The sequence below is a fragment of the Candidatus Poriferisodalis sp. genome (assembly GCF_965215815.1).
GTDB lineage: Bacteria > Actinomycetota > Acidimicrobiia > Acidimicrobiales > Poriferisodalaceae > Poriferisodalis.
On sequence record NZ_CBDCEO010000012.1, the window covers coordinates 342,205 to 366,563 of the forward strand.

A 24,359-nucleotide genomic window follows, 5' to 3' on the forward strand; every position below is an offset into this window, starting at 1 on the left:
GCAGTCTGCGATAGGCGGCGACGCCAGCGCCACGTCAATAGCGCGAGCGCCAGGGGCTGCCTTCGGTGGGGTAGGGGTACTGCATGTAGTACTCGGACTTCATCCTCACGCAGTCGTGCGCCACGTCGAATGCCTCGACGACGGCATCGGGCAGCGGTCCGCCCCCTGACGCCGCCATGATCGGCTCGAGCTGTTCGATGCGTGACACGCCGATGAGCACCGCATCGCCGAGCGATGCATCGACGGCGGAGTGATGCTGGGTCCAGCGCACGGCCGCTTCGAGCGTGCTGAGGCCGGCTGCTGATGCGGCGGCTGTGATGGCATCGAGCGCTGCGAACATCTCATCCCGATGCAGGTAGCGCTCCTGGTACTGCCTGATGCGGCGTGACTGGGCGAACCGGTCGACCCCTTTCACCGGTTCGACACCCTTGCGGTACTTGCCCGTGAGGAACCCGCTCGCGAGCGACCCGTGGGTGTAGTAGCTGATGCCGTAGTTGCGCAGCACCGGGACAAGCTCGTACTCCGCGGTGCGATTCAGGGCGTTGTACACCCCCTGGTACACGGTCGGCATCACGTACCCCTGGCGCTGGCAGTACTGGGCGATCTCGACGACCTGCCAGGCGGGGAAGTTCGACAGTCCGAATCGCTCGAATTGACCAGCGTTATGGCACTCGTTCATCGCGGCGAGCGTGTCCTCGAGGGGGATCTCGGTCGAGGGCATGTGGATGTAGTAGATCGACACCGATTCGCGCCGCAGGGCCGCAAGCGACTGCTCCATCTGCGCAACCGGTCCTCCGTCGACGCTGGGGTGGTACTTGGTGCCCACCCTGATGCCCGCGCCTGCCGGCAGTCGGCCGATGACCGCCTCGCTGTTTCCGTTCTGGTACATCCTCGACGTGTCGAGTTCTTCGCCGCCGAGCGCCGCGAAGGCTCGAAGCAGGTCATTGCACGAGTCATCGGCCGCCAGGGGATGGTCGCGAGTCGTCTCGGAGGGCTTGCCGAAGGCAATTGCACCCAACACGACGGGCGCTGCTTGGGTTCGTGTCACCAGATCGGCCATGGGTCCCCCCGATGTCGTGAGGAACCGACCCTAGATCTCTGGCTCAAGGAAGCTGTTGACTGATGGGGCCCACGCCCAGGACAGGAGGGTGACCCGATGGAGGTCGTCAACGAAGTGATGCCCACGCGCCGGGAACGCATCGACGAGATGATGCAGCCCGGTCCCGACGGGCCGATCTACATGGTCAACCTGCTGAAGTTCAAGGACAAGGCCGAGTACGAGGATGGGCGGGAAACCGATCTCACCGGCTACGAGGCGTACCAGCTGTACGGCCGAGCGGTTATGAAGATCATCGGGGACTACGGCGGCGAGATCCAGTTCGCTGCAGACGTGACGTTCCTGGCGCTCGGCCAGGTCGAGGACCTGTGGGACGAAATCGCCATCGCCAAGTACCCCAGCCGCGGTGCACTCCTTGCGATGTCGTCCTCCAACGAGTGGCGGGCAGCATCTGTTCACCGCACTGCTGGGCTGGCCGGTCAGCTCAACATCGAGACGGTCGCCGAGTTCGTCCGGGAGTGAAATCGAGGCGGCCTTGCGGACCGCCGACCTCGGAGAGCACGACAGCGGTGATTCTCATCTCTATTCCTCCGTCGGGATTCCTTCCAGCTGGAAGGTTGAGGCGGGGAGGTCAAGTACGGTCGTGCGTATGAGAATCGGGGAATTGGGCGATCGCTGCGGGGTGAGCACGAAGACCATTCGATATTACGAGTCGATCGGTCTGCTCGATGAACCAGGCCGCACAGCGAGCGGGTACCGCGAATATGCGGGCGACGCTGTGGAGCGACTGCAGTTCATCAGGGATGCGCAGGCGACCGGGCTGACATTGGCCGAGATCTCTTCGGTGCTCGAGCTCAAGAGTGTCGGCGAGCGTTCGTGCGCGCATACCACGACACTCATCGAGGCCCACGTGGATGCCATCGACGTTCAGATCGCCCAGCTCCGTTCGGCCCGCAAGGAGCTGGCGGCACTGCTGAGACGGGCACAGGGTCTCGACCCGGCGTCATGCACTGACCCCAACCGTTGCCAGGTGATCAGCCGGACCCGATAAGGGACTTGACCTTCCAGTTGAGTGGAACCTTTAGGGTGGGCACATGGCCACCGATGTGACCGCCCGATCCGACCTGGCGATCGATGGGATGACGTGCGCCGCCTGCGCGAGCCGGATTCAGCGCCGATTGGACGAGCTGGATGCCGTGGCGGCGGCAAACGTGAACTTCGCCACCGGGCGGGCCACCATCACCCATAACGGATCGCTCGACGAGGCATTCGTCGCAGCGGAGATCAAGGCACTGGGCTACTCCGTCATCGCCCCCGATGAAGGCGACGCAGCCGAGCAGCGGCGCCAGGCGGACCTGCTGATCCGGCTGGTCATCGGCGTGGTGCTGACGGTGCCGTCGGTGCTTATCTCGATGATCCCGGCGCTGCAGTTCGGCGGCTGGGAATGGCCGGTCGCCGCGTTGGCAACGGTGGTCATCGTTGGGTCGGGGTGGCCGTTCCATCGAGCTGCGGCGGTGAACCTGCGGCACGGCGCCACCACGATGGACACGCTTGTGTCGATGGGGTCGCTGTCGGCGCTGGCCTGGTCGCTGGCTGTGTCGATTGGCGGCGTCGGCGATGGCCATGTGTACTTCGAGACCGGCGCTGTGATCGTGACGCTGATCTTGCTGGGCAAGTGGCTGGAGCTTCGGGCCAAGCGCCGCTCCGGTGACGCCATCCGGGCGCTGGCCGACCTTGGCGTGCGGACAGCCCGCTTGGTCGACGGGCGTGAGATCGAGCTCGCGGATCTGGCGGTCGGGATGCGGTTCGTGGTCCGGCCGGGGGAGAGGATCGCCACAGACGGTGTGGTCGTCGACGGACACTCGGCAGTCGATGCGTCGATGGTGACCGGCGAACCGGTGCCGGTCGAGGTCGGACCCGGCGATGAGGTGATCGGTTCGACGATCAATGCGAACGGTGCGCTCGTCGTCGAGGCGACGAAGGTAGGCGCTGATACGGCGCTGGCCCAGATCATCCGGCTGGTCACCCAAGCGCAAGGCAGCCGGGCAGAGGTACAGCGTCTCGCCGATCGGGTGTCGGCGGTGTTCGTGCCCTTCGCAATCGCCGCAGCACTCGTCACTCTGACGGTGTGGTTGGTGCTGGGCAACGTGGCCGGGGCAGCGTTCACCGCGGCCGTGGCGGTGCTGATCATCGCCTGCCCCTGTGCCCTCGGGTTGGCGACACCGCTCGCGATCATGGTGGGCACCGGTCGAGGCGCTCAGCTTGGGGTCATCATCAAGGGAGGCGAAATCCTTGAGGACACACGCTCGGTCGATGTCGTCCTGGTCGACAAGACCGGCACCGTCACCGAAGGAGCCATGACGCTCGCCGGCGTGCATGCGGGCGAGCTGTCGGCCGCCGAGCGTGACGAGGTGCACCGGCTGGCGGCGTCGGCGGAAGCGCTGTCGGAGCATCCGATCGCCCAAGCCATCGCCCACTCCATCGACGGGTTGGCCGATGGTTTCGCCCACGGGTTGGCTGACATGGACGAGTTCGAGGTGACACCGGGTTCGGGCGTAACGGCGACGATCGGCGGGATCGAAATCCGGGTGGGCCGACGCAGTCTGTTCGACACCGTGCCCGGCCCCGTCGCTGAGTTGGCTGGGTCCGCCGAGGCCGCAGGCGCGACGGCCGTCCTTGCCGGCCGCAACGGGACAGCGGAGATTGTCCTGGTGGTCGCCGACCGCATCAAGCCGACCTCGTTGGAGGCGGTAGCGGCATTGCACAACCAGGGCCTGGCGGTCACGCTGCTCACCGGCGACAACGAGCGCACTGCCCGCACGGTCGCCGCCAAGGTCGGCATCGAATCTGTGATCGCCGAGGTCTATCCCGGTGAAAAGGCCGCCGTCGTGCAACAGCTCCAAGCAGACGGGAAGCGAGTGGCGATGGTGGGGGACGGCATCAACGACGCCCCAGCATTGGCGCAAGCCGATCTCGGCATTGCCGTGGGAACCGGCACCGACATAGCCATCGAAGCCTCCGATCTCACCGTCGTGAGCGGCGACCTGCGAGCCGTGGCAGATGCCATAGCGCTGGCACGTCGGACGCTGTCGACGATCAAGGGCAATTTGTTCTGGGCCTTCGCCTACAACGCCGCCGCGATCCCGCTTGCGGCGTTGGGCATCCTGAACCCCATGATCGCCGCCGGCGCCATGGGCGTGTCGTCGCTGTTCGTCGTCACGAACAGCCTCCGTCTGCGACGCTTCGCGGGCTACCGCCAGACGGTCTGATCGCGTGACCAGCAAGAAGTGGACTGTTTCCGACATTCCCGACCAGTCGGGCCGGGTGGCGGTTGTCACGGGCGCCAACTCCGGGAATGGTCTCGAGACGGCGCGTGCCCTGGCGGGCCGTGGCGCATTGGTGGTGCTTGCGGTGCGGGATCTCGACAGGGGCAGGGCGGCGGTCGATGCGATTCGGGCCGATCATCCCGGTTCCGACCTAGTGCTACAGGAACTCGACCTGGCGTCGCTGGATTCGGTGCGTGAAGCGGCGTCGGCCATCGGTAACCGGTTCGAGCGCATCGACCTGCTCGTCAACAACGCAGGGGTCTTTCACACACCGCGCCGGCAGACCGCCGACGGGTTCGAAATCCGGATGGGCACCAATCACCTGGGCCACTTCGCCTGGACGGGGTTGCTGCTGGAGCGGATGTTGCCTGTTGCCGGGTCGCGGGTGGTGACGGTGAGCAGCGACGCTCACCGGTACCGGTCGCGGATCGACTTCGACCGTCTCGGGGCTGCGCAGGATCGCAGCCAGGCTGCTGCGTACGGACGCTCGAAGCTGGCGAACCTGTTGTTCACCTACGAGCTACAACGCCGGTTGCTGGCGGCTGGGACTCCGACTGTGGCGTTGGCGGCTCATCCAGGCTGGTCCGAAACGGAGATCCTGCGCCATTTCCCGGGCATACGAGTCATCCATCTGTTGATTCAGCCGCTGCGGCACAGCGCAGCCATGGGCGCCCTTTCGACGCTGAGGGCTGCGACCGATCCCACCGCCTCCGGAGCCCAGTTCTACGGCCCGGACGGGTTCATGGAGATGCGCGGCCATCCGGTGGTGGTGACGTCGAGTGCCCGATCTCAGGAGGCAGCGTTGCAGCGGCGGCTGTGGCATGCCTCAGAAGAACTCACGGCTGTCAGCTTTAGCGTCTGACCGGCGACCAGATGTGCGGGTCCGCTGGGGTCGACGTCGGTAGTATCACGCTAGCTACGACCCCGACAGGAGGGCACTCATGGTTGAGACCACCGGCAGCACAAGCATCGACATCAACACAAGTCCAGAGGCGGTGTACGAGCTACTGACGGGTCTGTCACGCATCAGCGAGATCAGTCCCGAGTGCTACAAGTCCGAGTGGGAGGACGGCTCGACTGAGCCCGTGGTCGGCGCGAAGTTCCGGGGATACAACCAGAACGGCGACATGAAGTGGGACGCAGGCTGCGTCGTCGTCTCTGCTGAGCCTGGTCGCGAATGGGCTTTCGAAGTACCCGCCCAGGACGGCCGCCGCACGCTATGGCGCTACGAGATCGAGGCCACCGACTCGGGCTGCCGAGTCACCGAGAGCTTCGATTCTCCGATTCTCGACCTGGAGTTCTTCCAGAAGCACAACCGTCACGGTCTCTTGGTGCAGAACATCGCCCAAAGCCTGGAGAACCTCAAGGCTGTCGCTGAGGCATAGCCGATCCCGAAGGCATGCCTTCCGACAGCACCGCGTCGGCCACTACGGCTCCGGTCCAGCAGTAGAGAAGCACCGTGGGGGTGGCGCCGAAGTCCTGGCAGTGCTCTTGCCAGGGCGCGTGATGCACGGCGTCTCCGGGTCGGGTGGTACGGCGCACGCCATCGCTGCCGCTGAATAACGGCTCGCCGGCCAGCACGTGGTACAGCTCCTCGGCCTCGTGGTGGTGGTTGGGGTAGTGGAGGTGCGGACCCCACACGGCGATGCCGACCCGCACCGAGTGATGCTCGATGATCGAGCCAGGGCCCACTAGCTGCACATAGCCGTAGTTGTCGTGGAAGTCCTGGCTCAGCACGCCGAAATAGCCGGCGGTCTGGCGCCAAGGCAGCGCAGGGGCGAGCGAGAGGAATTCTTCGAGCACAGCGTCGATGGCGGTATCGCCGCTGAGTCCAACGGCGTCGAGGAGCCGGAGCACTGGCAGTTGACGGGGCTCGACCTGGGCGGGGCTGCGTGCTTCGTCGAGCGCGTCGAGCACCTCAGCGACCATCGGGTACTCGGGGACCACTGGACGGCTGCGGTGGAACTCGGCGATGCGCTGAAGCAGCTCATCCATGACGCCTGACACCCCGGCATTTTCCCAGATACACACAGCCTGCAAGCCGACTTCAGAACCACAGCTATCTTCCAAGCGGTGAACGCAACGCTGCCGCACGGGGATCGATCACCGGACGGGCGCCTCTCGCACGCTGATGTCGTGGCGTGGGCGGTGTCGATGGTGGAGCGCCTGGATGAGCGGGCGGCTGAGGCCGAAGAGCTACGCGAGCTTCCCCAGGCGACGATGGAGGACGCCGCGTCCAGCGGTGTGTTCAGGATGCTTGTGCCCAGTGAGCGCGGCGGCCACGGACTCGGGCTCCGGTCGCTCGGCGAGATGACACGCATCCTCGCTCACGGTTGCGTCTCGTCAGCGTGGACGCTGCTGTTCCTCGTGCTGCACAACTGGTTCGTGGCACGCGGGCCGCAAGAGCTCCAGGCGGCGGTCTGGGGCGATCGCCCCTATGTGCTGATGCCAGGCACGCTTGCGCCGACCGGGACCGCCACACCGGTCGACGGCGGCTACGAGCTCACGGGCCGGTGGCAATGGGCGACGGGAGTACAACACGCTGACTGGGTGATGCTCAATGGGCTGATCCGTCGGGACGAAGGCCCCGAGGCGCGGTTCTTCCTGCTGCCGATCGCAGAGGTCGAGGTCGTGGACGTGTGGCACACCTCGGGCATGCGGGGGACCGGCAGCAACGATGTGGTGGCTGATCGGGTGTTCGTCCCCGCCGACCAGACGCTCGCCGCCATCGAGCTTGCGGGCAATTCCCCGCCAGGGGCGGAACACAGCGCCGATCCGTTCGTGCGGTACCCGATGGTGCCGGTGCTCACGCTCGTGGCCGCCGCAGCAGCATTGGGCGGCGCCGAAGCCGCCGTCGAGAACTTCCGAGAGCGCCTGTCGTCGCGGGTGCTTGCGTACTCGATGGGTGACCGCCAAGCCGCCCAACCGGCGTCTCAGATCCGCCTCTCTCAGGCGCAGGCGACGGTGCGAGCGGCACGTCTGGTATGGGACGACGCGGTGGATCAGGTGTGCGACGTTTACGACGGGGGAGGGGTATTCGAAACCGTCGACCGAGGCCGAATCCGCCTCGCGGCTGCCCAAACGGTTCGCCTGTCGATCGACGCCGTCAGCACCGTGCTGGAAGCGTCGGGTGCGTCCGTGCACTTCGCCGATTCGCCGCTGCAGCGCATTTCCCGCGATCTGCTGACGCTCCGAGGGCACATGGTCTTCGACTGGGACCGCACCGCAGAGCTCGCCGGCAAGCTGGAGCTCGGCCTCGATCCCGCACCAACGGATTTGCTTTGACGGGCGCAACGTTCGTCGCCACCGGGCACGGCACTACGTTGAGCTGCAGGGGAGACGATTCGATGACCGAGAATCCGCGACCGCTTCTGATCGGTGCCACTGCGGCTGATCCGAAGCGAGCCATCTTCATCTGGAACGCCATTCGCAAGTACTTCAACGAGGTCGGCCTCGAGATGGAGTACGCGCTCTATTCCACCTACGACGCCCTGTGCAGCGCTGTGCTGGAGGGCCATGTCGACATTGCGTGGAACGCGCCGATGGCCCATGCCCAGTTGCTGCTGCAGTCCCCGGACGCATGCCGGACCTTGGCGATGCGCGACACCGATGAGGACGTTCACACCCTGATCGTCGCCCGAGCCGACGCTGGCATCACTGATCTCGATGATCTGCGCGGGCGACGCCTTGCCCTGGGTGTCGACGTTTCCAGCGAGCTGTTCCTGCTGCCGGTTGCGCAGCTCGCAGAGGCCGGGTTCGACGTCGAATCGGACTGCGAGCTCGTCGAGCTTGAGCCCACCGAGTACCCGAACCTCCAGTCGTGGGTGGATGACTGGGCGATCTTCGGGGCAGTGGTCGATGGTCGAGCCGATGCTGGTGTGATCTTCGAGCCGTGGCTGCCGTCGCTGATGCGACGCCACCCGGTGACCGAGCACGACATCGTCGAGGTGTGGCGCACCCGCCCCTACAGCCACTGCGCCTTCACCGCCGGACCCGATCTGGGCGACGACATCAGCGCCCGGTTTGTGGAGCTCCTCGTGGCCATGGACCCCGACGAGCCAGAGATTGCCGAGATGATGCGCATGGAACACCTCACCAAGTGGGTGCGAGCCACCGACGACGGCTGGGGCGACCTCATGGGCGCCGTCGAGAAGGCCGAACTCGTCGGCAAGATCTTCTGATCCTGCAGCGCGCAAGGCCAAGGCTCAGCGGGCGAGTGCGTCGAGGATGTTGAGTCGATTGGCTCGGCGGCACGGGAGGACTGCGCCGGCTGCAGCAATGGCGACGCCAGTGATGATGGCGGCAGCGAACGCGGCGGGGCTGAAGGCGTAGTCGACGTCGAACGCGGTTGTGGTCCGAAAGGTGCGGACGAGAATGGCGTGATAGGCGGATCCTGCGAGAGCGCCGAGGATTGCCCCTGTGAGGCCGATGGCGAGGGCCTCGGCCGCGACGCTCGTGAGGATGCGTCGCTTGGTGGCACCGATGGCTCGGAGCGCAGCGAATTCGTTGGTTCGCTCAAGTGTTGATGCCAGCAGCGTGTTAAGGAGCGCAATTGCGGCGCAGGTGACAATCACGAGCAGCATCATCGCGACGAGGACGAGGATCTGGTCGGCGGATCGCCGGAGGTCGCCGAGGAACTCCTCGCCGGTGAAGGTCTGGATAGGAAGTCGTGCGGTTGCGGTGATCCGGTCGAGTTGCTCGCGGACCGCGGCTGGGTCGGCGTCGGGTTCGAGTTGGATTTCGTATCGAGCGAAGCTGCTGATTCCGTAGTGGGTGGCGAAGAGGTCATGGGAAATGTTGATCATGCCGCCGCTGCCGGGGGCGATGGCGTCACTGATGGCGACGATCGGCAGTCGCAGGGTGGGTGTTGCGCCAGGGATGTCGATGACGTCGCCGACTTCCAAGTCGAATGTGAGCGCGGTCTGCTTCAGCACGATGGCACCGTCACCGGCCGCCATCTGGGCACGTGCGTCATCGCTGGCGAGGCGGGAGAAGGGGTAGGCGGAATCGCCGTAGACGCCGCTGATGCCGACGATGTGGGGTCCCGACTCAGCAGGGATCCAGGTACTGGCGGCAACGGAGCGCACGCCCGGTATGGCTTCGAATTCAGACGTCCAGGCCGGCGGAAGGCCGACGAGGGCGATGGTGTCACCGGTAGTGGTGCCGATCCAGAAGTCAGTGTGAAGGGTCGTGGACAGGTTCTCGTTGGAGGTGTCGCGAAGGTTGATCGCCATGCCAGTGGTGGTGACGGCGACGGCGACGGCGACCATCACCACGGCCGTGGTACCCCACACGCGACGCGGGGAACGCTTCAGCGCTGTCGCTGCAAGCTCGCCGCTGGTACCCAACCGTCGGGCGACGGCAACGGTCATCGCCGTAATCAGCGGGGCGGCGCCGGCAGCGATGCACAAGAGTCCGGCTATGGCGGCGCCGACTGCAAGCTGGCCTCGTGGGATCACGAAGAGGGCGACACCGAGGCCGATGAGCCACAAGCGACCGGTGACACGATGCTCGGAGGGATCACCTACGTCGGGGCGGAGTGCTTCGAGGGGTTCGATACGAAGCGCCCTGCGAGCCGGAACGATGGCGGATGCCATCGCGGTTGCAACTCCCAGAAGCCATGCGACGACGAGGAGATCCGCCGGGACCGAGGTCTGCAGGGGTGTTCCGATGGCACGCGCGAACGCATCGGGAACCGTGGCGATCACCGAGCGAGCCAGGGCTGCGCCCAGCACCAGTCCGAGAGCCGAGCCGACGGCCCCGAGCGTTGCGGCTTCGGCGAGCACGCCGGTGAGGATGGTTCGTCGGCTGCCGCCGAGCGCTCGCAGCGACGCGATTTCGTGGCGACGGTCGAGAACGGTCATGTTCATGGTGTTGAAGAGCAGGAAGCCGCCGACAACCAGTCCCATGGCTCCCAGGATCGAGAGCGAGGTGAACAAGACATTGATGGTGTTGCGGGCTTGGACGACCCTGTTGCTCGCCTCGCGGATGTCCGCGTCTCCAGCAACGGCCGCCAGAGCGGCTGCGTCCGGCTGCCCATAGACGAGCAGTGTTTCGGTCCCGGCGTGTCCGCGCAGTCCGAGCGCGGTATCGAGGTCAGCGGCCGCAAAGCGGCCCCCGTAGCGATCCTGCAGTTCGGGGTCAGCTCGGCCTGCGATCTGGGCGACCGTGGGCTCCCCGGTCGGGCCAGTGAAGACATGACGGCCAGACGCCGGAAGAGCTGACCCAGTCCGGACGCCCGTGGTGGACGCCAGGGCTTGTGCCTGGCGGGTAGTGACCCCATCGCCACGGTCTTCAAGCGCGACAAGCCATCCTTGGTCGCCGTCGACCATGACGGGCACTTCGACAAAGCGGCGGACGCCCTCGACACCTTCGACGCCCGCAATTGCGTCGCGTGCCCGGTCCAGGTCTGCTGCGGCGACGGTGACTTCGTAGCGAGCCCCGCCCAGGAGGGCCACAGTCGCATTGGCCGTCGCGGTCGCAGAAGTGAGCAGCGACGACATGGCGACGATGAGCCCGACACCTGAAGCGATCCCGAGGACCGACACGGCCGTACGCATTCGGTGTTCCCGAAGTCGTCGAAGGTGAAGCAGCCGGAACCGGTCGAACCTCATGACGTCGGCACCGGGTCGTCGGCGATCTGCCCGTCGCGCAGGCTGATCATCCTGGCACCGGCGCTGGCAGCAATGGCGGGTTCGTGGGTGACGACGAAGAGGCTCCGCCCTCTTTCAGCAGTGAGCTGGCGCAGCAACGCCAGGATGTTCACCGAGTTGGCTTGGTCGAGTGCTCCGGTCGGTTCGTCGGCGAAGACGACCTCGGGGTCTGCCATGAGCGAGCGGGCAATTGCGACTCGCTGTTGCTCGCCTCCGGAGAGTTCGTGGGGTGGATGGTCCCATCGATCCGTCAGGCCCACGTCGTCGAGCAGCGCCAATGCCCTGGTGCGTTGGGTGCGCAGCGGCTTGCCGTCGAGCAGTTCGGCGAGGGCGACGTTCTCCCACGCGGCCAGGCCCGGCAGGAGCAGGAATGACTGGAACACGAAGCCGAACCTTCGGCGCCTGAACTCTGCGCGTCGATTATCGGAGAAGCCGGCGGTGTCGACGCCGTCGATGCACAGCGTGCCGGCGGTGGGGTTGTCGATGAGCCCGAGAAGGTGCAGCAGCGTCGACTTGCCCGAGCCGCTCGGACCGGTGACGGTCACGAACTCGCCCGGGTGGAGGTCCAGGGATACGTCGTCGAGGGCGACGATCTCGGTGGCTCCGCGTCGGTGAACACGCCTCAAGTTGGTGGCACGAATGTTGGTCACAAGCAACTATTCTATCTGTGTATACCGAGTGTGCATGGACCACGATCTTGTGCCACACTCGTGTCGATGAGTGTGCAACACGCCCTGCTCGGGTTCATGGAGACCACCCCACGCCACGGTTACGACCTGAAGCGCTCCTACGACAGCCTGTTCGCCGAGATGCGGCCGCTGCGGTTCGGCCAGATTTACGCAACGCTGTCACGCCTCGAGCGTGACGGTCTTGTCGAACTCGCCGAGACCACCCCCGGACTGGGCCCCGACCGCAAGACCTACGCCATCACCGCCGATGGCGTTACCGACCTCGAGCGTTGGTATTCCGAGCCCGAACCGGCCCAGTCGCCCATAGACAGCGCCCTGTTCCTCAAGGTGACCCTTGCATTGCTGTCGGGCAGGGATGCCGGGCAGATCATCGAAGCGCAAAGGGAGATGCACTCGGGGCGGATGCGAGAGCTCACGAGAGCCAAGTCCGACGCCGACGAGCACATGCGTGTGCTGCTCGACTTCGCCCTGTTCCACCTTGAGGCAGATCTGCGCTGGATGGACCACACCGCCCAGCGCCTCGGCGAGCTTCGACGTGCCCTCGACGTGTGACACGTTGCCAGTCGTCGAGACCATCGGTGTCACCCGAGTCTTTGGCACAGACGGGACCGTCACCGCACTCGACAGCGTGTCAATCAGCGTCTACCCGGGCGAATTCGTAGCCATTCAGGGACCGAGTGGGTGTGGCAAGTCAACCCTTCTTCACCTGTTGGGCGGGCTCGACACGCCGACGGCGGGCACGGTCCGCTTTGCCGGCGTCGACCTCGCCACATTGACCGACAACGAGCGCACCCGTCTGCGTCTTCACAGCATCGGCATCGTGTTGCCCATCGTCGAACTCGTCCCAAGTCTGGCGACCTGGGAGAACGTGGCGATCTCCTTGCTCCTCGACGGCCGAGCCATGGCTGACGGCCGAGCACGGGCCACCGAATTGCTGGATGCGGTCAAACTCTCTCACCGCGCCCACACCGTTGCCTCACGGCTGTCCACTGGAGAGGCCCAGCGCGTCGCCGTCGCTAGGGCGCTCTACAACGAACCGAAGTGTGTCCTTGCCGATGAACCGACGTCGTTCCTGGACAGCGTGCGGTCCGACGAGATCGTCGACCTCCTCCGAACCCTCGCCAGTGACGGCCACACCATCGTCATGGCTACCCACGACGCCCGGGCCGCTGCCTTCGCCGACCGCTCTATTCGCCTCCTCGACGGACGCGTCGTTGAACCCCACACCGTTCGCGACCGGTAGCGCCGGACCGGTGGCCGCAGCTGGCGACGATGCGCGATGCCGAGAGTGAATGATTGATCGTCGCGGTCATCTGGTGGAGCGCGCCCTTGGACACGGCGTAGGCGATCTCCGTATCCATCGGTGCTATGTGCTGGCCGCTGGTGAACCAGATCATGCGTCCGGACGGAGGCTCCGCCGGTGGTGGCGGCTCGTGGCCCCATGGCATCTCTCGGTCGTGAGCGGGCCATCCGGTCGCGTATACGGCAGCACCGCGTTCATGGAGCCGTCGAGCGACAGTCGCCGCGATGCCGAGGTCGCGGGAGACCCCGGTGACCAAGGCGATGCGTCCAGTGAGAGGTCCGGTTGGGGGCATGGGGGCTCGATCCCGTCGGTGCGGCGATGCTTCTTCGCATTCGCCATAGTTGTAAGAGTGCCGTGTCTGCGTCGGACCGCGGACGAGAGGGAATGCGATGAGTGTGAACGAGCAATCGACATCCAAGCCCGTGCTGGGCCTGCTGCTTGGCTTTGAGGACTCGATGGCCGACTTCGTCGAGCTGGCACGTGAGGGGGAGGCCGCGGGGATGGGCTCGATGTACACGGTTGAGGCCGGTCGAAGTGCGTTCGTCTCGGCGGCTGCTGTGATCGCTGCGACCGAGCGGGTCACTGTCGGCACCTACATCGCCAATGCCTACGCCCGTGAGCCGTGGCTGACGGGGATCGCGGCCCGAGATCTTGACGAGCTCAGCGGCGGAAGATTCACCCTGGGGATCGGCACCGGCAATCCCCATTTCAATGACTGGTACATAGGCGCCGACTCCTCCCGCCCGCTCGCCAAGATGCGCGAATACATCGAGATTGTTCGCAGCGTGGTCGCCGGGCGGGCGGGGGAGCCCGTGCGCTACGACGGCGATCACCACCGGATCCGCTGGCGGGCCACCTGGGAGCCGACACGGCCGTCGATTCCGGTGTACCTGTCGGCCTCGGGGCCCAAGATGGTGCGGCTGGCGGGCGAGGTGTCCGACGGCGTCGGCGTCGGAGTGATGGCTTCGGTCGGCTTCATGAGCGACATCGTCCGGCCGGCGGCACGGAGTGCAGCCGCCGAAGCTGGCCGTGACCCCAACAGCCTGGGTTTCCTCATGGGTTCGTTCCTCAGCGTCAACGCCGACGAGGAGCTGGCTCGCAAGGTGACCCAAGCCACTATCTGCGGCCTGTTTCACCCGGTGCCGCATCCGTACTACGACTCACAGCTCCGCCAGCTCGGCTTCGACGAGTTTGCTGATGCCGCCGCTCGGCTGGTACCGCAGGGGCAGATGCGCCACGCGATGGAACTGGTGCCCGACGAGGTGGTCGACACCATGAGCATCACCGGGACCCCGGCCCAGTGCGCGGCACGCATCGCCGACTACACCGGTCTGAGCGACGAGATCATCCTGTACCGGCTGCCCCAACGGAACGATCCACCCGGGCTCGCGGGCTACGAGTCGCTGTTCGAGGTCGTCTCGCTAGCCAGTGCCTGAGGCGAGCAGCACCTGCCTCGATTGGTCCTCTATGTAGGTCCAATCTAATTTTGGACCTAGTCTAGAATTGCTGATATATTGACGGCGTGATTGAGGACGCCCAGCTGCTGTTGCGAACGCGCGGGATACAGGTGACCGCACAGCGGTTGGCAGTATTCGATGCCGTGGCGGCCCGTCCGCATGCCACTGCTGACGATCTGGCCGACGATGTGCGTGCCAATATCGGGTCAGTATCCAGACAGGCAGTTTTTGACGCCTTGACCATGTTGACCACCGAAGGTCTGATCCGGCGCATTCAGCCGGCCCGCTCGGCGGCCCGCTACGAGGACCGGGTCGACGACAACCATCATCACCTTGTGTGCCGCGGCTGCGGCCGGATGGTCGACGTCGACTGCGCAGTGGGATACCGGCCTTGCCTAGAAGCCTCTGATGACAATGGCTTCACCATTGATGAAGCCGAGGTCATCTACTGGGGTTACTGCCCCGCGTGCCTAGCGGCGTCCGCTGTCGCGGGGACCGATGCATGAGGGCCGCAGAGCAATCTCGCCAGCCAGCTCAGCGGACAGCCCACCGTCCAGCCCCCCAACCAGCCGAAACAACAGTTCAACAAACGGCCCAACACTCAGCTAAGGAGCACCCATGACGATTGAAGACACCGGCACCGCCGCCGGAGCGACGCCAGCGGCCAGATGCCCGGTGCAACATGACAGCGCCACTGCAATGGGATCGTTGGCGAATCAGCATTGGTGGCCCGAGCAGCTGAACCTGCGGCCGCTCGGCAAGAACTCCCCGCTGATCGACCCGACGGACGCCGAGTACGACTACGCCGCAGAGTTCAAGAGCCTCGACCTCGCAGCGCTGAAGGTCGACGTCGAAGCGGTGATGACCAGCTCGCAGGACTGGTGGCCGGCCGATTTCGGCCATTACGGGCCGCTGATGATCCGCATGGCGTGGCACAGCGCAGGCACTTACCGCATCCATGACGGCCGGGGAGGCGGCGGCTCAGGCACGCACCGCTTCGCGCCGCTCAACAGCTGGCCCGACAACGCCAACCTGGACAAGGCACGTCGTGTGCTCTGGCCCGTCAAGCAGAAGTACGGCCGCAAGATCTCCTGGGCCGATCTGATGATCCTGGCCGGGAACGTCGCGCTCGAGTCGATGGGTTTCGAGACGTTCGGGTTCGGCGGCGGCCGCGAAGACGTGTGGGAGCCCGAGGAGGACATCTACTGGGGGCCCGAGAACGAATGGCTCGCCGACGAGCGCTACAGCGGCGATCGGGAGCTGGCCAACCCGCTCGGCGCCGTACAGATGGGCCTGATCTACGTGAATCCCGAGGGGCCCAATGGCGAGCCCAACCCGCTCGCAGCGGCGAGGGACATCCGAGAGACGTTCGCCCGCATGGCCATGGACGACACCGAGACGGTTGCTCTGATCGCCGGAGGCCACACCTTCGGGAAGACCCACGGCGCCGCCGATGGCGACCAGCATGTGGGCCCGGAACCCGAAGGCGCCAGCCTGGAGGAGCAGGGTCTGGGGTGGACGAGCACCTACGGCAGCGGCAAAGCGGGCGACACGATCACCAGCGGTCTCGAGGGCATCTGGACACACACACCGGTGACGTGGGACAACTCGTTCTTCGAGATCCTGTTCGGCTACGAGTGGGAACTGTCCCAGAGCCCCGCGGGTGCGTGGCAGTGGATCCCGACCGATCCCGCTGCGGCTGGCACCGTGCCCGACGCGCACGACCCGTCCAAGAGCCACGTCCCGGTCATGCTGACCACCGACTTGGCGCTGCGGACCGATCCCATCTACGAGCCGATCTCGCGGCGCTTCTTGGAGCACCCAGACGAGTTCGCGGATGCGTTTGCCAGGGCGTGGTTCAAGCTCACCCATCGCGACATGGGACCCGTGGCGCGCTACCTCGGACCAGAGGTCCCCGACGAGCAGCTGATCTGGCAGGACCCCGTCCCTGCCGTCGACCACGAGCTGATCGACGATGGCGACATCGCAGCGCTCAAGGCCCAGATTGTCGGCTCAGGACTTTCTGTGTCCCAGCTGATCTCGACCGCTTGGGCCTCGGCATCGACGTTCCGTGACAGCGACCTGCGCGGCGGTGCCAACGGCGCCCGGATCCGGCTCGCTCCCCAGAAGGATTGGGAGGCCAACGACCCGGCTGAGCTCGCGGCAGTGCTGTCGGCGCTCGAAGGAATCCGGGCCGAGTTCAATGGCTCCCAGAGCAGCTCGAAGCAGGTGTCGCTTGCGGATCTGATCGTTCTAGGCGGGTGTGCCGCCGTCGAGCAGGCGGCGCGCAACGCCGGTCACAACGTCTCGGTTCCATTCTGGCCGGGGCGCACCGATGCCTCGGCGGAACAGACCGACGCCGAGTCCTTCGCCGTGCTCGAACCGACTGCGGACGGGTTCCGCAACTACTGGCGGTCCGGTGACAAGCGACGGCCCGAGGTGATGCTGGTGGACCGGGCGAGCCTGCTGTCGTTGACGGCCCCGGAGATGACGGCGCTCATCGGCGGGCTGCGGGTGCTGGGCGCCAACACCGGCGGCACATCGGTGGGCGTGCTCACGGACCGGGCCGGGGCGCTGACCAACGACTTCTTCGTGAACTTGTTGGACATGGGCACCCAGTGGCAGGTGTCGGAGACCGAGCACGTCTACGAGGGCCGCGATCGCGGAACCGGCGAGGTCACCTGGACGGCCAGCGCCGTCGACCTCGTTCTCGGCTCGAATTCCCAGCTGCGGGCCATCGCCGAGCTCTACGGGTCAGCCGATGCCGAAGACAAGTTCGTGCGGGACTTCGTGGCGGCGTGGGCGAGGGTCATGGACCTGGACCGGTTCGACCTCGACTGAGGTCAGCGTCCCGAGTTCGGTGTCGGCTTCGGCACGTCGTCGGGTCGGGGCTAGCTTCGGCGCCACAGCAGAGGGAGAGACATGGCCGAGCGAACGGTGAAAGCCAATGGGATCGACATCTGGACCGAGGATTTCGGCAACCCAGATGACATTCCCATTCTCCTCGTGATGGGTGCGAGTGCCCAAGCGATCCTGTGGGAAGAGGGCTTCATCGCCGGTCTCGTGGACGGCGGGCGCTACGTGATCCGGTTCGACAACCGGGACACGGGCCAGACCACGTGCTTCGACCTCGAGCAGGAGTCGTACGGGCTGGCCGACATGGCCAATGACGCGGTGGGGGTGCTCGACGCCTACGGGCTCGACAGCGGACACTTCGTGGGGGCCTCGATGGGCGGGATGATCAGCCAACAGGTGGCAATCGATCATCCGGACCGGATACGGTCGATGACGTCAATCATGTCGTCGCCTGCCGGCGGCGAGATCGCACGGGCGATCTTCATGGGGGAGACCCCAGAGCTGCCGCCGCCACACCAGAAGATCATCGACGTCAACGTGAAATACATGATGGAGCCGCCGCTGACGCGGGAAGACCGGGTGCAGTCGCGGCTGGAGAGTTTCGGAGCGCTCGCCGGCAGCCGTGCCGAATTCGACGTCGAGCGCTTCACGGCGATCTTTGAGCGGGAGCACGACCGGGCCGCAAACTGGCCTGCGATGAACCACCACGGGCTGGCTCTCATGGATGAGGAGAACCGGTCGGCGAAGCTGCGAGGCATCTCTACGCCGACGATCGTCATCCACGGAACCGAGGATCCGATCCTGCCGTATCCCCATGGCGAAGCCACGGTGGAGGCGATTGAGGGCTCACGCATGGTGACCCTTGACCGGGTTGGCCACGAGCTGCCAGAGGTGATCTGGCCTCAGGTGTGGGACGAGATCCTCGCCCACACGGCCCAGTAGCTCTTCTCAGGAAGCTCTGATGCTGTCCGATCGCAGCCTGGGCTGGCTCCGCTACCTCGACCGCAAGGCCCACACGCCTGATGACTGGTCGCGAACCGGCCAGCCCCATCCTCATTGGGACGACCGCTCCGATCCGCCGATGGCCAGCGGGCATCGCTTCGACCTGGTCGATTCCTCCTACGCCCTCGGCCTGTTGGCGCACCGCACGCCAGCGTGGACCGAGCGGTACGTGGCGATCTTGGACCAGCTGATTGAACGACACACTGGCTGGTGGTCGGCCGCCGACTGGCTCACCCAGTTCGGCCCCGACCCTGACCGCGCCAACTATCCCGACGCCTACCGGCCATTCATCCCTCGCCAACTGTGGGGCGACTACGACGTGCCGGGCTGGACGGCCAACGGCATAGAGCCGTGGGGCATCCAGATGGACCCCGTAGCAGCCGACGGCATGCTCTTCTACAAGGGCTTCTTCTTGGTGCTACTCGGTATCCGCGAGATGATCGCTGCCGAGAGCCGCTGGAACGAGCCGTTCGAGATGATCCGGGACGGCGAGCACACCTTCACGTGGACGCACTCACAGATTGCCGGTCACCTGCGCCAGCAGTGGCTGGCGGCCCCGATCGGCTGCCACTGAGAGAACACCAAGATCTGGCCGTTCTGACTGGCTGGAGCTGGCCTCGGTCTGAGGCTTCATGACAACCGCTACGGCACTGACCACCACCAGGCGGCCTTTGGGCCCTGGTGGGAGTACGCCCGAGAGCACTACTTGGATCTGGTCGGCGAGGCCGAGCCCACGACCACCACCTTCTACTACGACCCCCAGGTCGACGTGCACCATCGCCTGCCGGTCCGAGCCGCCCTGACCACGGCGTTCTACGTGGCCCCCCAGGAGGCGCAAGAGGCCCGTCGCCTGTTCGACGCGGCATGCCGGTCGGCCCGCCTCGACCAAGATCCGGATCTGCCCCTGGTCGCTGGCCGCGGCGTCCCCTCGGCGCTGGTACTGGCCCGTGAGTGGGGCATGACCGACCTCACCGAACGGCTGGCGTCGGCCATCGACGCGTCGTACGAGCCGACCTGGGACGACGACCGGGGCGAATTCACCTGGGGCATGGGTCTGGACGAGGAGCACCCGCGGGGCCAGTTCAACGCCTTCCTGGCAGCAGCCGAGGCTTCCGGTCCGGGGCGGTGGACTGCGCTGTCGGCCGCCCCGTTGGAGTCGTGCCCCCAAGTCGTCGACGTCGATTTCCCCCGGGTCGCCCTCCGCCACGCCGACTGGGCCGACAGCACGCTCCGGCTCGGCCTGGCACCGCTGCGGGAGAACCCGCAGCAGCGAACGACGTTCCGGGTCATCGGAGCTGCGCCGGGGTCATGGCAGATTGCCGGACCCCCAGGCGCCACCGTTGAGCGGACCGAGCACAGCCTCGTGATTGAAACGCCGCTCGTGAGCACCGACCTCGAACTGACGCAGGGGTAACGGGGCGACTCAGTAGGAGACCGGGGTTGTCCAGCGGGGATCGTCGTGGGCGTCCCAGTAGGCCTGCCGAAGCTGAGTCGTGATCGACCCCGGGTGTCCATCGCCGAGCGGTCGGCCGTCGATCAACGTGACCGGCATGACGCCGCCGGCAGTGCTGGTCATGAACGCTTCGTCGGCTCGGCTGGCGTCGCCGACCGGGATCGGTGCGACATGGGTGGGCAGCCCCAGCTCGGCAGCCAGCTCGAGGATCGTCCGGCGGGTGATGCCTTCGAGCACACCAGCGTCGGGTGTGTACAACTCGCCATCCGAAACCAGGAAGATGTTGAACCCGGGCCCTTCTGTGAGGTTCCCCTCCAGGTCGGGAAGCACGACCACGCTGCCGCCCCGCTCGCGGGCCTCGAACGCGCCGCGGGTCAGGTCGCCCCAATGGAAGTTCTTGACCGTCGGGTCAATGGAGGCCTCGGGAATGCGCACCGTGTCCCGGGCGATGACCAGGTGTGACCCGGCCTCCTGCTTGTCGGGCTCGACGATCCATACATAGGGAATCGCATAGGCGTAGAACTGGTTCCGGAAGGTCCAAGGATTGCGGCTCTCACGGCCGGGCCAGCCTCTCGTCGCGATCATGTCGACGTAGGACTCCCGCAGCCCCGACCGTCGAACGCACTCATGCAGGATCTGCCCGATCTGCTCTCGGTCGACGTCCAGGTTCAAGTGGAGATGCTTCATGCTGCGTTCGAACCGGTCCAGATGCTCGTCCAGGCGGAAGAACTTCCCGTCCCACACCGCAACGACGTCGTAGGTGACATCCGACCGGCTGAATCCGACGTCGAGCAGCGGGATCTTGGCGTCGCCGATCGGGACGAACTCACCCTGGATCCAGGCGCAGCCCCGGCTGTAAGGGTTGTCGTCGGTCATCGAAGGCTCCGTTTGCTGGGTTACTCGTCGTCGGCGCTGGACGCCGCGACGGCGCGGCGATCGATCAGTCTCTGGAAGTGCTGTGCGCCGTTCATGGCCGGCACCCGGCCCACGCCCGGTCCCATGTCGCCCAGCACCGGGAAGCCCGCATCCACGCGGAAGCTGAACGGCATCGATTCGGGCCCGAAGCACTCGAAGTCGTTGCAGGCCTGCCAGCGAACCCGGCCGCTGATCATGACGTAGCGGCCCTGGTCGTCCTTGTGCATCTGCCGTGCGTTCTGGGTGACGGGGAGCCGCAGCACCACGTCCCCCTCGTAGGTCTGCAGCGTTTCGCCGGATCCGGCGAGCGTCAGGGGCGAGGTCGGCGGCCCCAGCGGCTCGTAGGAGAGGATCCCGTCGATGTCGTCGAGTTCGATCGCTGCGGCCACCAGCCCGTCGGGAACGGGATCGCTGTAGAGATGCTGACCCTCGGGCACCCGGAAGGTGGCGACGATGTGGCGAGTGACGCCCATCGGCAGCCGATCTCCGTTGATGGTCACTTCCGCTGAAACCTTGTCGACGGGCCGCTGCGCGGCCGCGACCGCAAACTCCTGACCGAGCGCGGCCGCGAGCATTTGCTCGGGACCGGAGCGCACGGCGAAGTTGTGTTCGAAGAACTTGGCGACGATTGTCCCGTCAGCGTCGATGACGTACGCGCCGGGGAACGGGAGGCCGTACCACGGATGATCGTCTGGCGGGATGAGCGTGTTGAGGATCCCGAACGACGTGATTACCTCACTGTTGGGGTCCGACAGCATGGTGAAGGTTGTGTCGTGGGCCGTGGTGTAGTCGGCGAGCGCATCAGGCTCGTCGTAGCTCAGCGCATATAGGCGAACGCCCGCCTCGCGGTAGGTGTCCATGCCTCGTTCCAGCTCGACCAGCTGGGTGCGGCATGGCGGTCACCACACAGCCGACCGATAGAACACGACCACCGCCGGCTGGCCAGCCCGGTCGGCGTGCACGTCGACCAGCCGACCCGACTGGTCGGTCGCGACGATGTCGGGCAACCGGGTTCCAACCTGGGGTCCGGTCGGGAAGTCTCCTAACGGGATACGGCGGCTCCCGTTGCCAGGCGGCTCCGGCATGTTGAAGCCCTCGGCGTCCTCGAAGTACGGACCATTCGACGGGCCGCCTCTGGTGTCAACCGTGATTTCCATCACACGCTCCCATCGTCTGCCGTGAAGTGCTGTTCTGCGGCGTTGATCATTGCACGCTCGTTGTCCGCGTTTCCCGGTACGAGCGCCCCAACAGGACCGAGCTGGTCCCTGCCAGGAGCGCTTGGCCACGCGCTCGGCAACAGATTTCTTCAGTCAAGCGGCCAGCCGGGCGCCAAACCCGCTGTCCGGGAGCGCCGCGCTCGCCGTAGGGGCGGGGAGCTACGTTGCTGCCGTGGCTACATCAGGATTCAGCGGTCGGCGTGAAGACGAGCCGCTGCTGCGCGGCCAGAGCACCTACATCGACGGACTCGATGTCCCCGAGCTGGCTGGCGCGGCGCACGCCACCTTCGTGCGCTCGGCTGAAGCCCATGCGCGGCTCGATTCGGTCGATGTGCAGGAGGCTCGCGAGGCCGACGGGGTGATCGCGGTCTACCTCGGGCCCGAGGTAGACGGCTGGCCATTTCCGCCCCGGCTGCCCTCGATGAACCGCGACCTGTGGCGACCGCTCATGGCCAATGACACCGTGCGTTTCGTCGGCGAGCCCATCGCCCTGGTCATCGCCGAGACGCGTGCAGCGGCGGTGGACGCAGCCGAGCTGGTCGTCGTCGACTACGAACCGCTGCCCGCGGTCGTCGACCTTGATGCCAGCCTCGGTGGTGAGACTCTGCTGCATGAGCACGCCGGGACGAATGTCGCCCTCGCCTGGGAGCTTGACCCCGTCCCCGAAGAGGTGTGGGCTGGCTGCGACGTGACGGTGGAGTTCGACCTGGCGCACCCGCGGCTGGGACCGCACCCAATCGAACCGCTCGCCGGCGCGTCGTCGTGGGGTCCCGACGGTCGCTGTACGGCCTGGGTCTGCTCCCAACGACCGGCGGGGGCCAAGCACGTCATCGAGACTTTGCTCGGCCTCGAACCCGGAACGGTGAGGGCCATCTCGCCTGACGTCGGAGGCGGATTCGGCGCCAAAGGGGGATGGGGCTGCTACCCCGAAGACGTGGCCGTCGCCTGGGCGGCACGCGAGCTCGGGCGGCCCATTCGCTGGGCACAGACCCGCTCGGAAGCGTCGTTGGCGATGGGCCACGGACGAGCCTCGTGCCATCGAATCCGCATCGGCGGCAATCGCGACGGCACGATCGTGGCCTATTCAGTGGATGCATTGCAGGACAGCGGTGCGTACCCGGCCATGGGCACCAACGTCACCACCAACCTGCGCAACAGCGGAACTGGTGTCTACGACATCGCACACGCAACGCTGCGAGGCACCTCGGTGGTGACCAACACGACACCAACCGTTGCGTTCCGAGGCGCCGGCCGGCCTGAGGCCGCCTGTTCGATCGAGCGGGCGGTCGACCGATTCGCCCGTGCGATCGGCCGCGACCCGCTCGAGGTGCGCATGGCCAACCTCGTGGCGGCCGACCGCTTCCCGTACCGGACAGCTGTAGGAGCCACCTACGACAGCGGGAACTATCCCGAAGCGCTGCGAAGGGCCGTGGCCGAAGCGGACTACGACGGGCTGCGCGCTGAGCAGGTCGAGCGACTCGCCGGCGGCGACAGCGCCATGCGCCTTGGCGTCGGCGTGAGCTGCACCGTCGAGATCACCGGTGGCGGCGAGGGGGAGCGAGCGACGGCCCGACTCGAACGGGACGGTCGCGTCGACGTCGTGGTCGGAACCTCGCCGCATGGTCAAGGCCACGAGACGACCTTTGCTCCGATTGTCGCCGCCCAGCTCGGCCTCGATATCGACCTCATCACCATCTCGCACGACGACACGGACAGGTCGCCAATCGGCGGGGGAACGATCGGGTCTCGTTCGGCGCAGCTCGGCGGTTCGGCCGCCCACGGCGCGGCCGTCGACCTTGTTGCGGCGGCTCGTGAGCGTGCAGCCGAGCTCCTCGAGGCCGACCCCGACGATGTCACGTTCGACAGCGGCCGCGGGCTGTTTCACGTGGTGGGGACCCCGGCCCTTTCCCTCGGCTGGGCCGACCTGGGAGAACTCAGCGTCGACCACCACTTCAGAACCGAAGGCGGAGCGGGATCCTTTTCGTTCGGGGCATGCGTGGCGGCGGTGGAGGTGGACACCGCAACCGGGGAGGTGCACGTGCGCCGCCTGGTGAGCGTCGACGACGCCGGCGTCATCCTGCAGCCGGTCCTGGCTCATGGGCAGGTGCACGGCGGCTTGGCGCTGGCTGTGGGCGCTGCGCTGTACGAGGAGATGTTCTACGACGACGAGGCGATCCCCATGACCGTCGGCCTCGCCGACTACGCACTGCCGTCCGCTGCGGAGCTTCCCTTCTTCGAGTGCTACGAGACCGAGACGCCATCGCCACTCAACCCCCTCGGCGTCAAAGGCATCGGCGAGTCCGGGACCGTTGTTGCCACTCCCGCGATCCACAGCGCCGTGCTCGATGCCCTGGAGCCCTACGGCGTCGAGCACCTGGATCTCCCGCTGACTCCCGAGAAGATCTGGCGCTCACTGCAGTGATCCGTTCGA

At 66.2% G+C, this 24,359-nt stretch carries 23 protein-coding genes and 1 pseudogene; 16 read left to right on the forward strand and 8 right to left on the reverse strand.

Annotated features, from left to right (window positions below):
- Positions 1-34 precede the first annotated feature (34 nt).
- Entirely contained in the window at positions 35-1,060 is a 1,026-nt protein-coding gene (locus ACOOHB_RS03590; protein ID WP_420443443.1) for an aldo/keto reductase, read from the reverse strand.
- Between the two features lie 96 nt (positions 1,061-1,156).
- Here ACOOHB_RS03590 and ACOOHB_RS03595 point away from each other — a divergent pair, with 96 nt between their 5' ends.
- The 5 genes from ACOOHB_RS03595 (at position 1,157) to ACOOHB_RS03615 (ending at position 5,768) form a co-directional block, all read left to right on the forward strand.
- Positions 1,157-1,579, forward strand: coding sequence for a DUF1330 domain-containing protein (locus ACOOHB_RS03595; RefSeq protein WP_420443444.1), 423 nt, complete (start codon positions 1,157-1,159; stop codon positions 1,577-1,579).
- Between the two features lie 127 nt (positions 1,580-1,706).
- The gene (locus tag ACOOHB_RS03600) at positions 1,707-2,108 is read left to right on the forward strand and encodes a heavy metal-responsive transcriptional regulator (protein ID WP_420443445.1); all 402 of its coding nucleotides are present in this window, start codon (positions 1,707-1,709) and stop codon (positions 2,106-2,108) included.
- 43 nt (positions 2,109-2,151) lie between these two features.
- Positions 2,152-4,326, forward strand: a complete 2,175-nt coding sequence (locus ACOOHB_RS03605; protein WP_420443446.1) for a heavy metal translocating P-type ATPase — start codon at positions 2,152-2,154, stop codon at positions 4,324-4,326.
- 4 nt (positions 4,327-4,330) lie between these two features.
- Positions 4,331-5,245 carry an SDR family NAD(P)-dependent oxidoreductase gene (locus ACOOHB_RS03610; RefSeq protein ID WP_420443447.1) on the forward strand — a complete coding sequence of 305 codons (915 nt, stop codon included), beginning with the start codon at positions 4,331-4,333 and terminating at the stop codon, positions 5,243-5,245.
- A gap of 79 nt (positions 5,246-5,324) precedes the next feature.
- Positions 5,325-5,768 (forward strand): SRPBCC family protein, encoded by a 444-nt coding sequence (locus tag ACOOHB_RS03615; RefSeq protein WP_420443448.1) that lies wholly within the window; start codon positions 5,325-5,327, stop codon positions 5,766-5,768.
- Here ACOOHB_RS03615 and ACOOHB_RS03620 read toward each other — a convergent pair.
- Positions 5,746-6,378, reverse strand: coding sequence for a dimethylsulfonioproprionate lyase family protein (locus ACOOHB_RS03620; RefSeq protein ID WP_420443449.1), 633 nt, complete (start codon positions 6,376-6,378; stop codon positions 5,746-5,748). The two genes, ACOOHB_RS03615 and ACOOHB_RS03620, sit on opposite strands and share 23 nt — an antisense overlap.
- A 78-nt stretch (positions 6,379-6,456) precedes the next feature.
- On the opposite strand from ACOOHB_RS03620, the gene ACOOHB_RS03625 reads away from it, so the two are divergent.
- Both ACOOHB_RS03625 and ACOOHB_RS03630 read left to right on the forward strand, forming a co-directional pair.
- Positions 6,457-7,668, forward strand: a complete 1,212-nt coding sequence (locus ACOOHB_RS03625; protein WP_420443450.1) for an acyl-CoA dehydrogenase family protein — start codon at positions 6,457-6,459, stop codon at positions 7,666-7,668.
- 62 nt (positions 7,669-7,730) lie between these two features.
- Positions 7,731-8,564, forward strand: coding sequence for a phosphate/phosphite/phosphonate ABC transporter substrate-binding protein (locus tag ACOOHB_RS03630; protein WP_420443451.1), 834 nt, complete (start codon positions 7,731-7,733; stop codon positions 8,562-8,564).
- Between the two features lie 24 nt (positions 8,565-8,588).
- Here the strand turns inward: ACOOHB_RS03630 and ACOOHB_RS03635 are convergent, their stop codons facing one another.
- Positions 8,589-10,943 carry an FtsX-like permease family protein gene (locus tag ACOOHB_RS03635; RefSeq protein ID WP_420443452.1) on the reverse strand — a complete coding sequence of 785 codons (2,355 nt, stop codon included), beginning with the start codon at positions 10,941-10,943 and terminating at the stop codon, positions 8,589-8,591.
- A gap of 50 nt (positions 10,944-10,993) precedes the next feature.
- Positions 10,994-11,686: an ABC transporter ATP-binding protein gene (locus ACOOHB_RS03640; protein ID WP_420443453.1), complete on the reverse strand. Its 693-nt coding sequence runs from the start codon at positions 11,684-11,686 to the stop codon at positions 10,994-10,996.
- Between the two features lie 66 nt (positions 11,687-11,752).
- Between ACOOHB_RS03640 and ACOOHB_RS03645 the strand changes: the two genes are divergently transcribed.
- The 8 genes from ACOOHB_RS03645 to ACOOHB_RS03680 all read left to right on the forward strand — a co-directional run bounded on the left by ACOOHB_RS03645 (position 11,753) and on the right by ACOOHB_RS03680 (position 19,757).
- Positions 11,753-12,277 (forward strand): PadR family transcriptional regulator, encoded by a 525-nt coding sequence (locus tag ACOOHB_RS03645; protein ID WP_420443454.1) that lies wholly within the window; start codon positions 11,753-11,755, stop codon positions 12,275-12,277.
- Complete coding sequence (locus ACOOHB_RS03650) at positions 12,261-12,968, forward strand: ABC transporter ATP-binding protein (protein WP_420443455.1); 708 nt, start codon at positions 12,261-12,263, stop codon at positions 12,966-12,968. The genes ACOOHB_RS03645 and ACOOHB_RS03650 overlap by 17 nt, the downstream gene beginning before the upstream one ends.
- Positions 12,969-13,423: 455 nt before the next feature.
- Positions 13,424-14,464, forward strand: a complete 1,041-nt coding sequence (locus ACOOHB_RS03655) for an LLM class flavin-dependent oxidoreductase (protein WP_420443456.1) — start codon at positions 13,424-13,426, stop codon at positions 14,462-14,464.
- A gap of 86 nt (positions 14,465-14,550) precedes the next feature.
- Complete coding sequence (locus tag ACOOHB_RS03660; protein WP_420443457.1) at positions 14,551-14,991, forward strand: Fur family transcriptional regulator; 441 nt, start codon at positions 14,551-14,553, stop codon at positions 14,989-14,991.
- Between the two features lie 112 nt (positions 14,992-15,103).
- Positions 15,104-17,326, forward strand: coding sequence for a catalase/peroxidase HPI (gene katG, locus ACOOHB_RS03665; protein WP_420443458.1), 2,223 nt, complete (start codon positions 15,104-15,106; stop codon positions 17,324-17,326).
- A gap of 81 nt (positions 17,327-17,407) precedes the next feature.
- Positions 17,408-18,283: an alpha/beta fold hydrolase gene (locus ACOOHB_RS03670; protein WP_420443459.1), complete on the forward strand. Its 876-nt coding sequence runs from the start codon at positions 17,408-17,410 to the stop codon at positions 18,281-18,283.
- 19 nt (positions 18,284-18,302) lie between these two features.
- Positions 18,303-18,917: a hypothetical protein gene (locus tag ACOOHB_RS03675; RefSeq protein ID WP_420443460.1), complete on the forward strand. Its 615-nt coding sequence runs from the start codon at positions 18,303-18,305 to the stop codon at positions 18,915-18,917.
- Between the two features lie 132 nt (positions 18,918-19,049).
- Positions 19,050-19,757 carry a hypothetical protein gene (locus ACOOHB_RS03680; RefSeq protein WP_420443461.1) on the forward strand — a complete coding sequence of 236 codons (708 nt, stop codon included), beginning with the start codon at positions 19,050-19,052 and terminating at the stop codon, positions 19,755-19,757.
- 9 nt (positions 19,758-19,766) lie between these two features.
- On the opposite strand, the gene ACOOHB_RS03685 is transcribed toward ACOOHB_RS03680, so the two are convergent.
- The 4 genes and pseudogenes from ACOOHB_RS03685 to ACOOHB_RS03700 all read right to left on the reverse strand — a co-directional run bounded on the left by ACOOHB_RS03685 (position 19,767) and on the right by ACOOHB_RS03700 (position 21,868).
- Complete coding sequence (locus ACOOHB_RS03685) at positions 19,767-20,672, reverse strand: aminotransferase class IV (protein ID WP_420443462.1); 906 nt, start codon at positions 20,670-20,672, stop codon at positions 19,767-19,769.
- 20 nt (positions 20,673-20,692) lie between these two features.
- Entirely contained in the window at positions 20,693-21,286 is a 594-nt protein-coding gene (locus ACOOHB_RS03690) for a protein-disulfide reductase DsbD domain-containing protein (RefSeq protein ID WP_420444651.1), read from the reverse strand.
- 57 nt (positions 21,287-21,343) lie between these two features.
- Positions 21,344-21,598 (reverse strand): annotated as a pseudogene (locus tag ACOOHB_RS03695) (redoxin domain-containing protein); the annotation flags it as partial.
- Positions 21,599-21,610: 12 nt separating this feature from the next.
- Positions 21,611-21,868 (reverse strand): hypothetical protein, encoded by a 258-nt coding sequence (locus tag ACOOHB_RS03700; protein ID WP_420443463.1) that lies wholly within the window; start codon positions 21,866-21,868, stop codon positions 21,611-21,613.
- A 232-nt stretch (positions 21,869-22,100) separates the two neighbouring features.
- On the opposite strand from ACOOHB_RS03700, the gene ACOOHB_RS03705 reads away from it, so the two are divergent.
- Complete coding sequence (locus ACOOHB_RS03705) at positions 22,101-24,350, forward strand: xanthine dehydrogenase family protein molybdopterin-binding subunit (RefSeq protein ID WP_420443464.1); 2,250 nt, start codon at positions 22,101-22,103, stop codon at positions 24,348-24,350.
- Positions 24,351-24,359 lie beyond the last annotated feature (9 nt).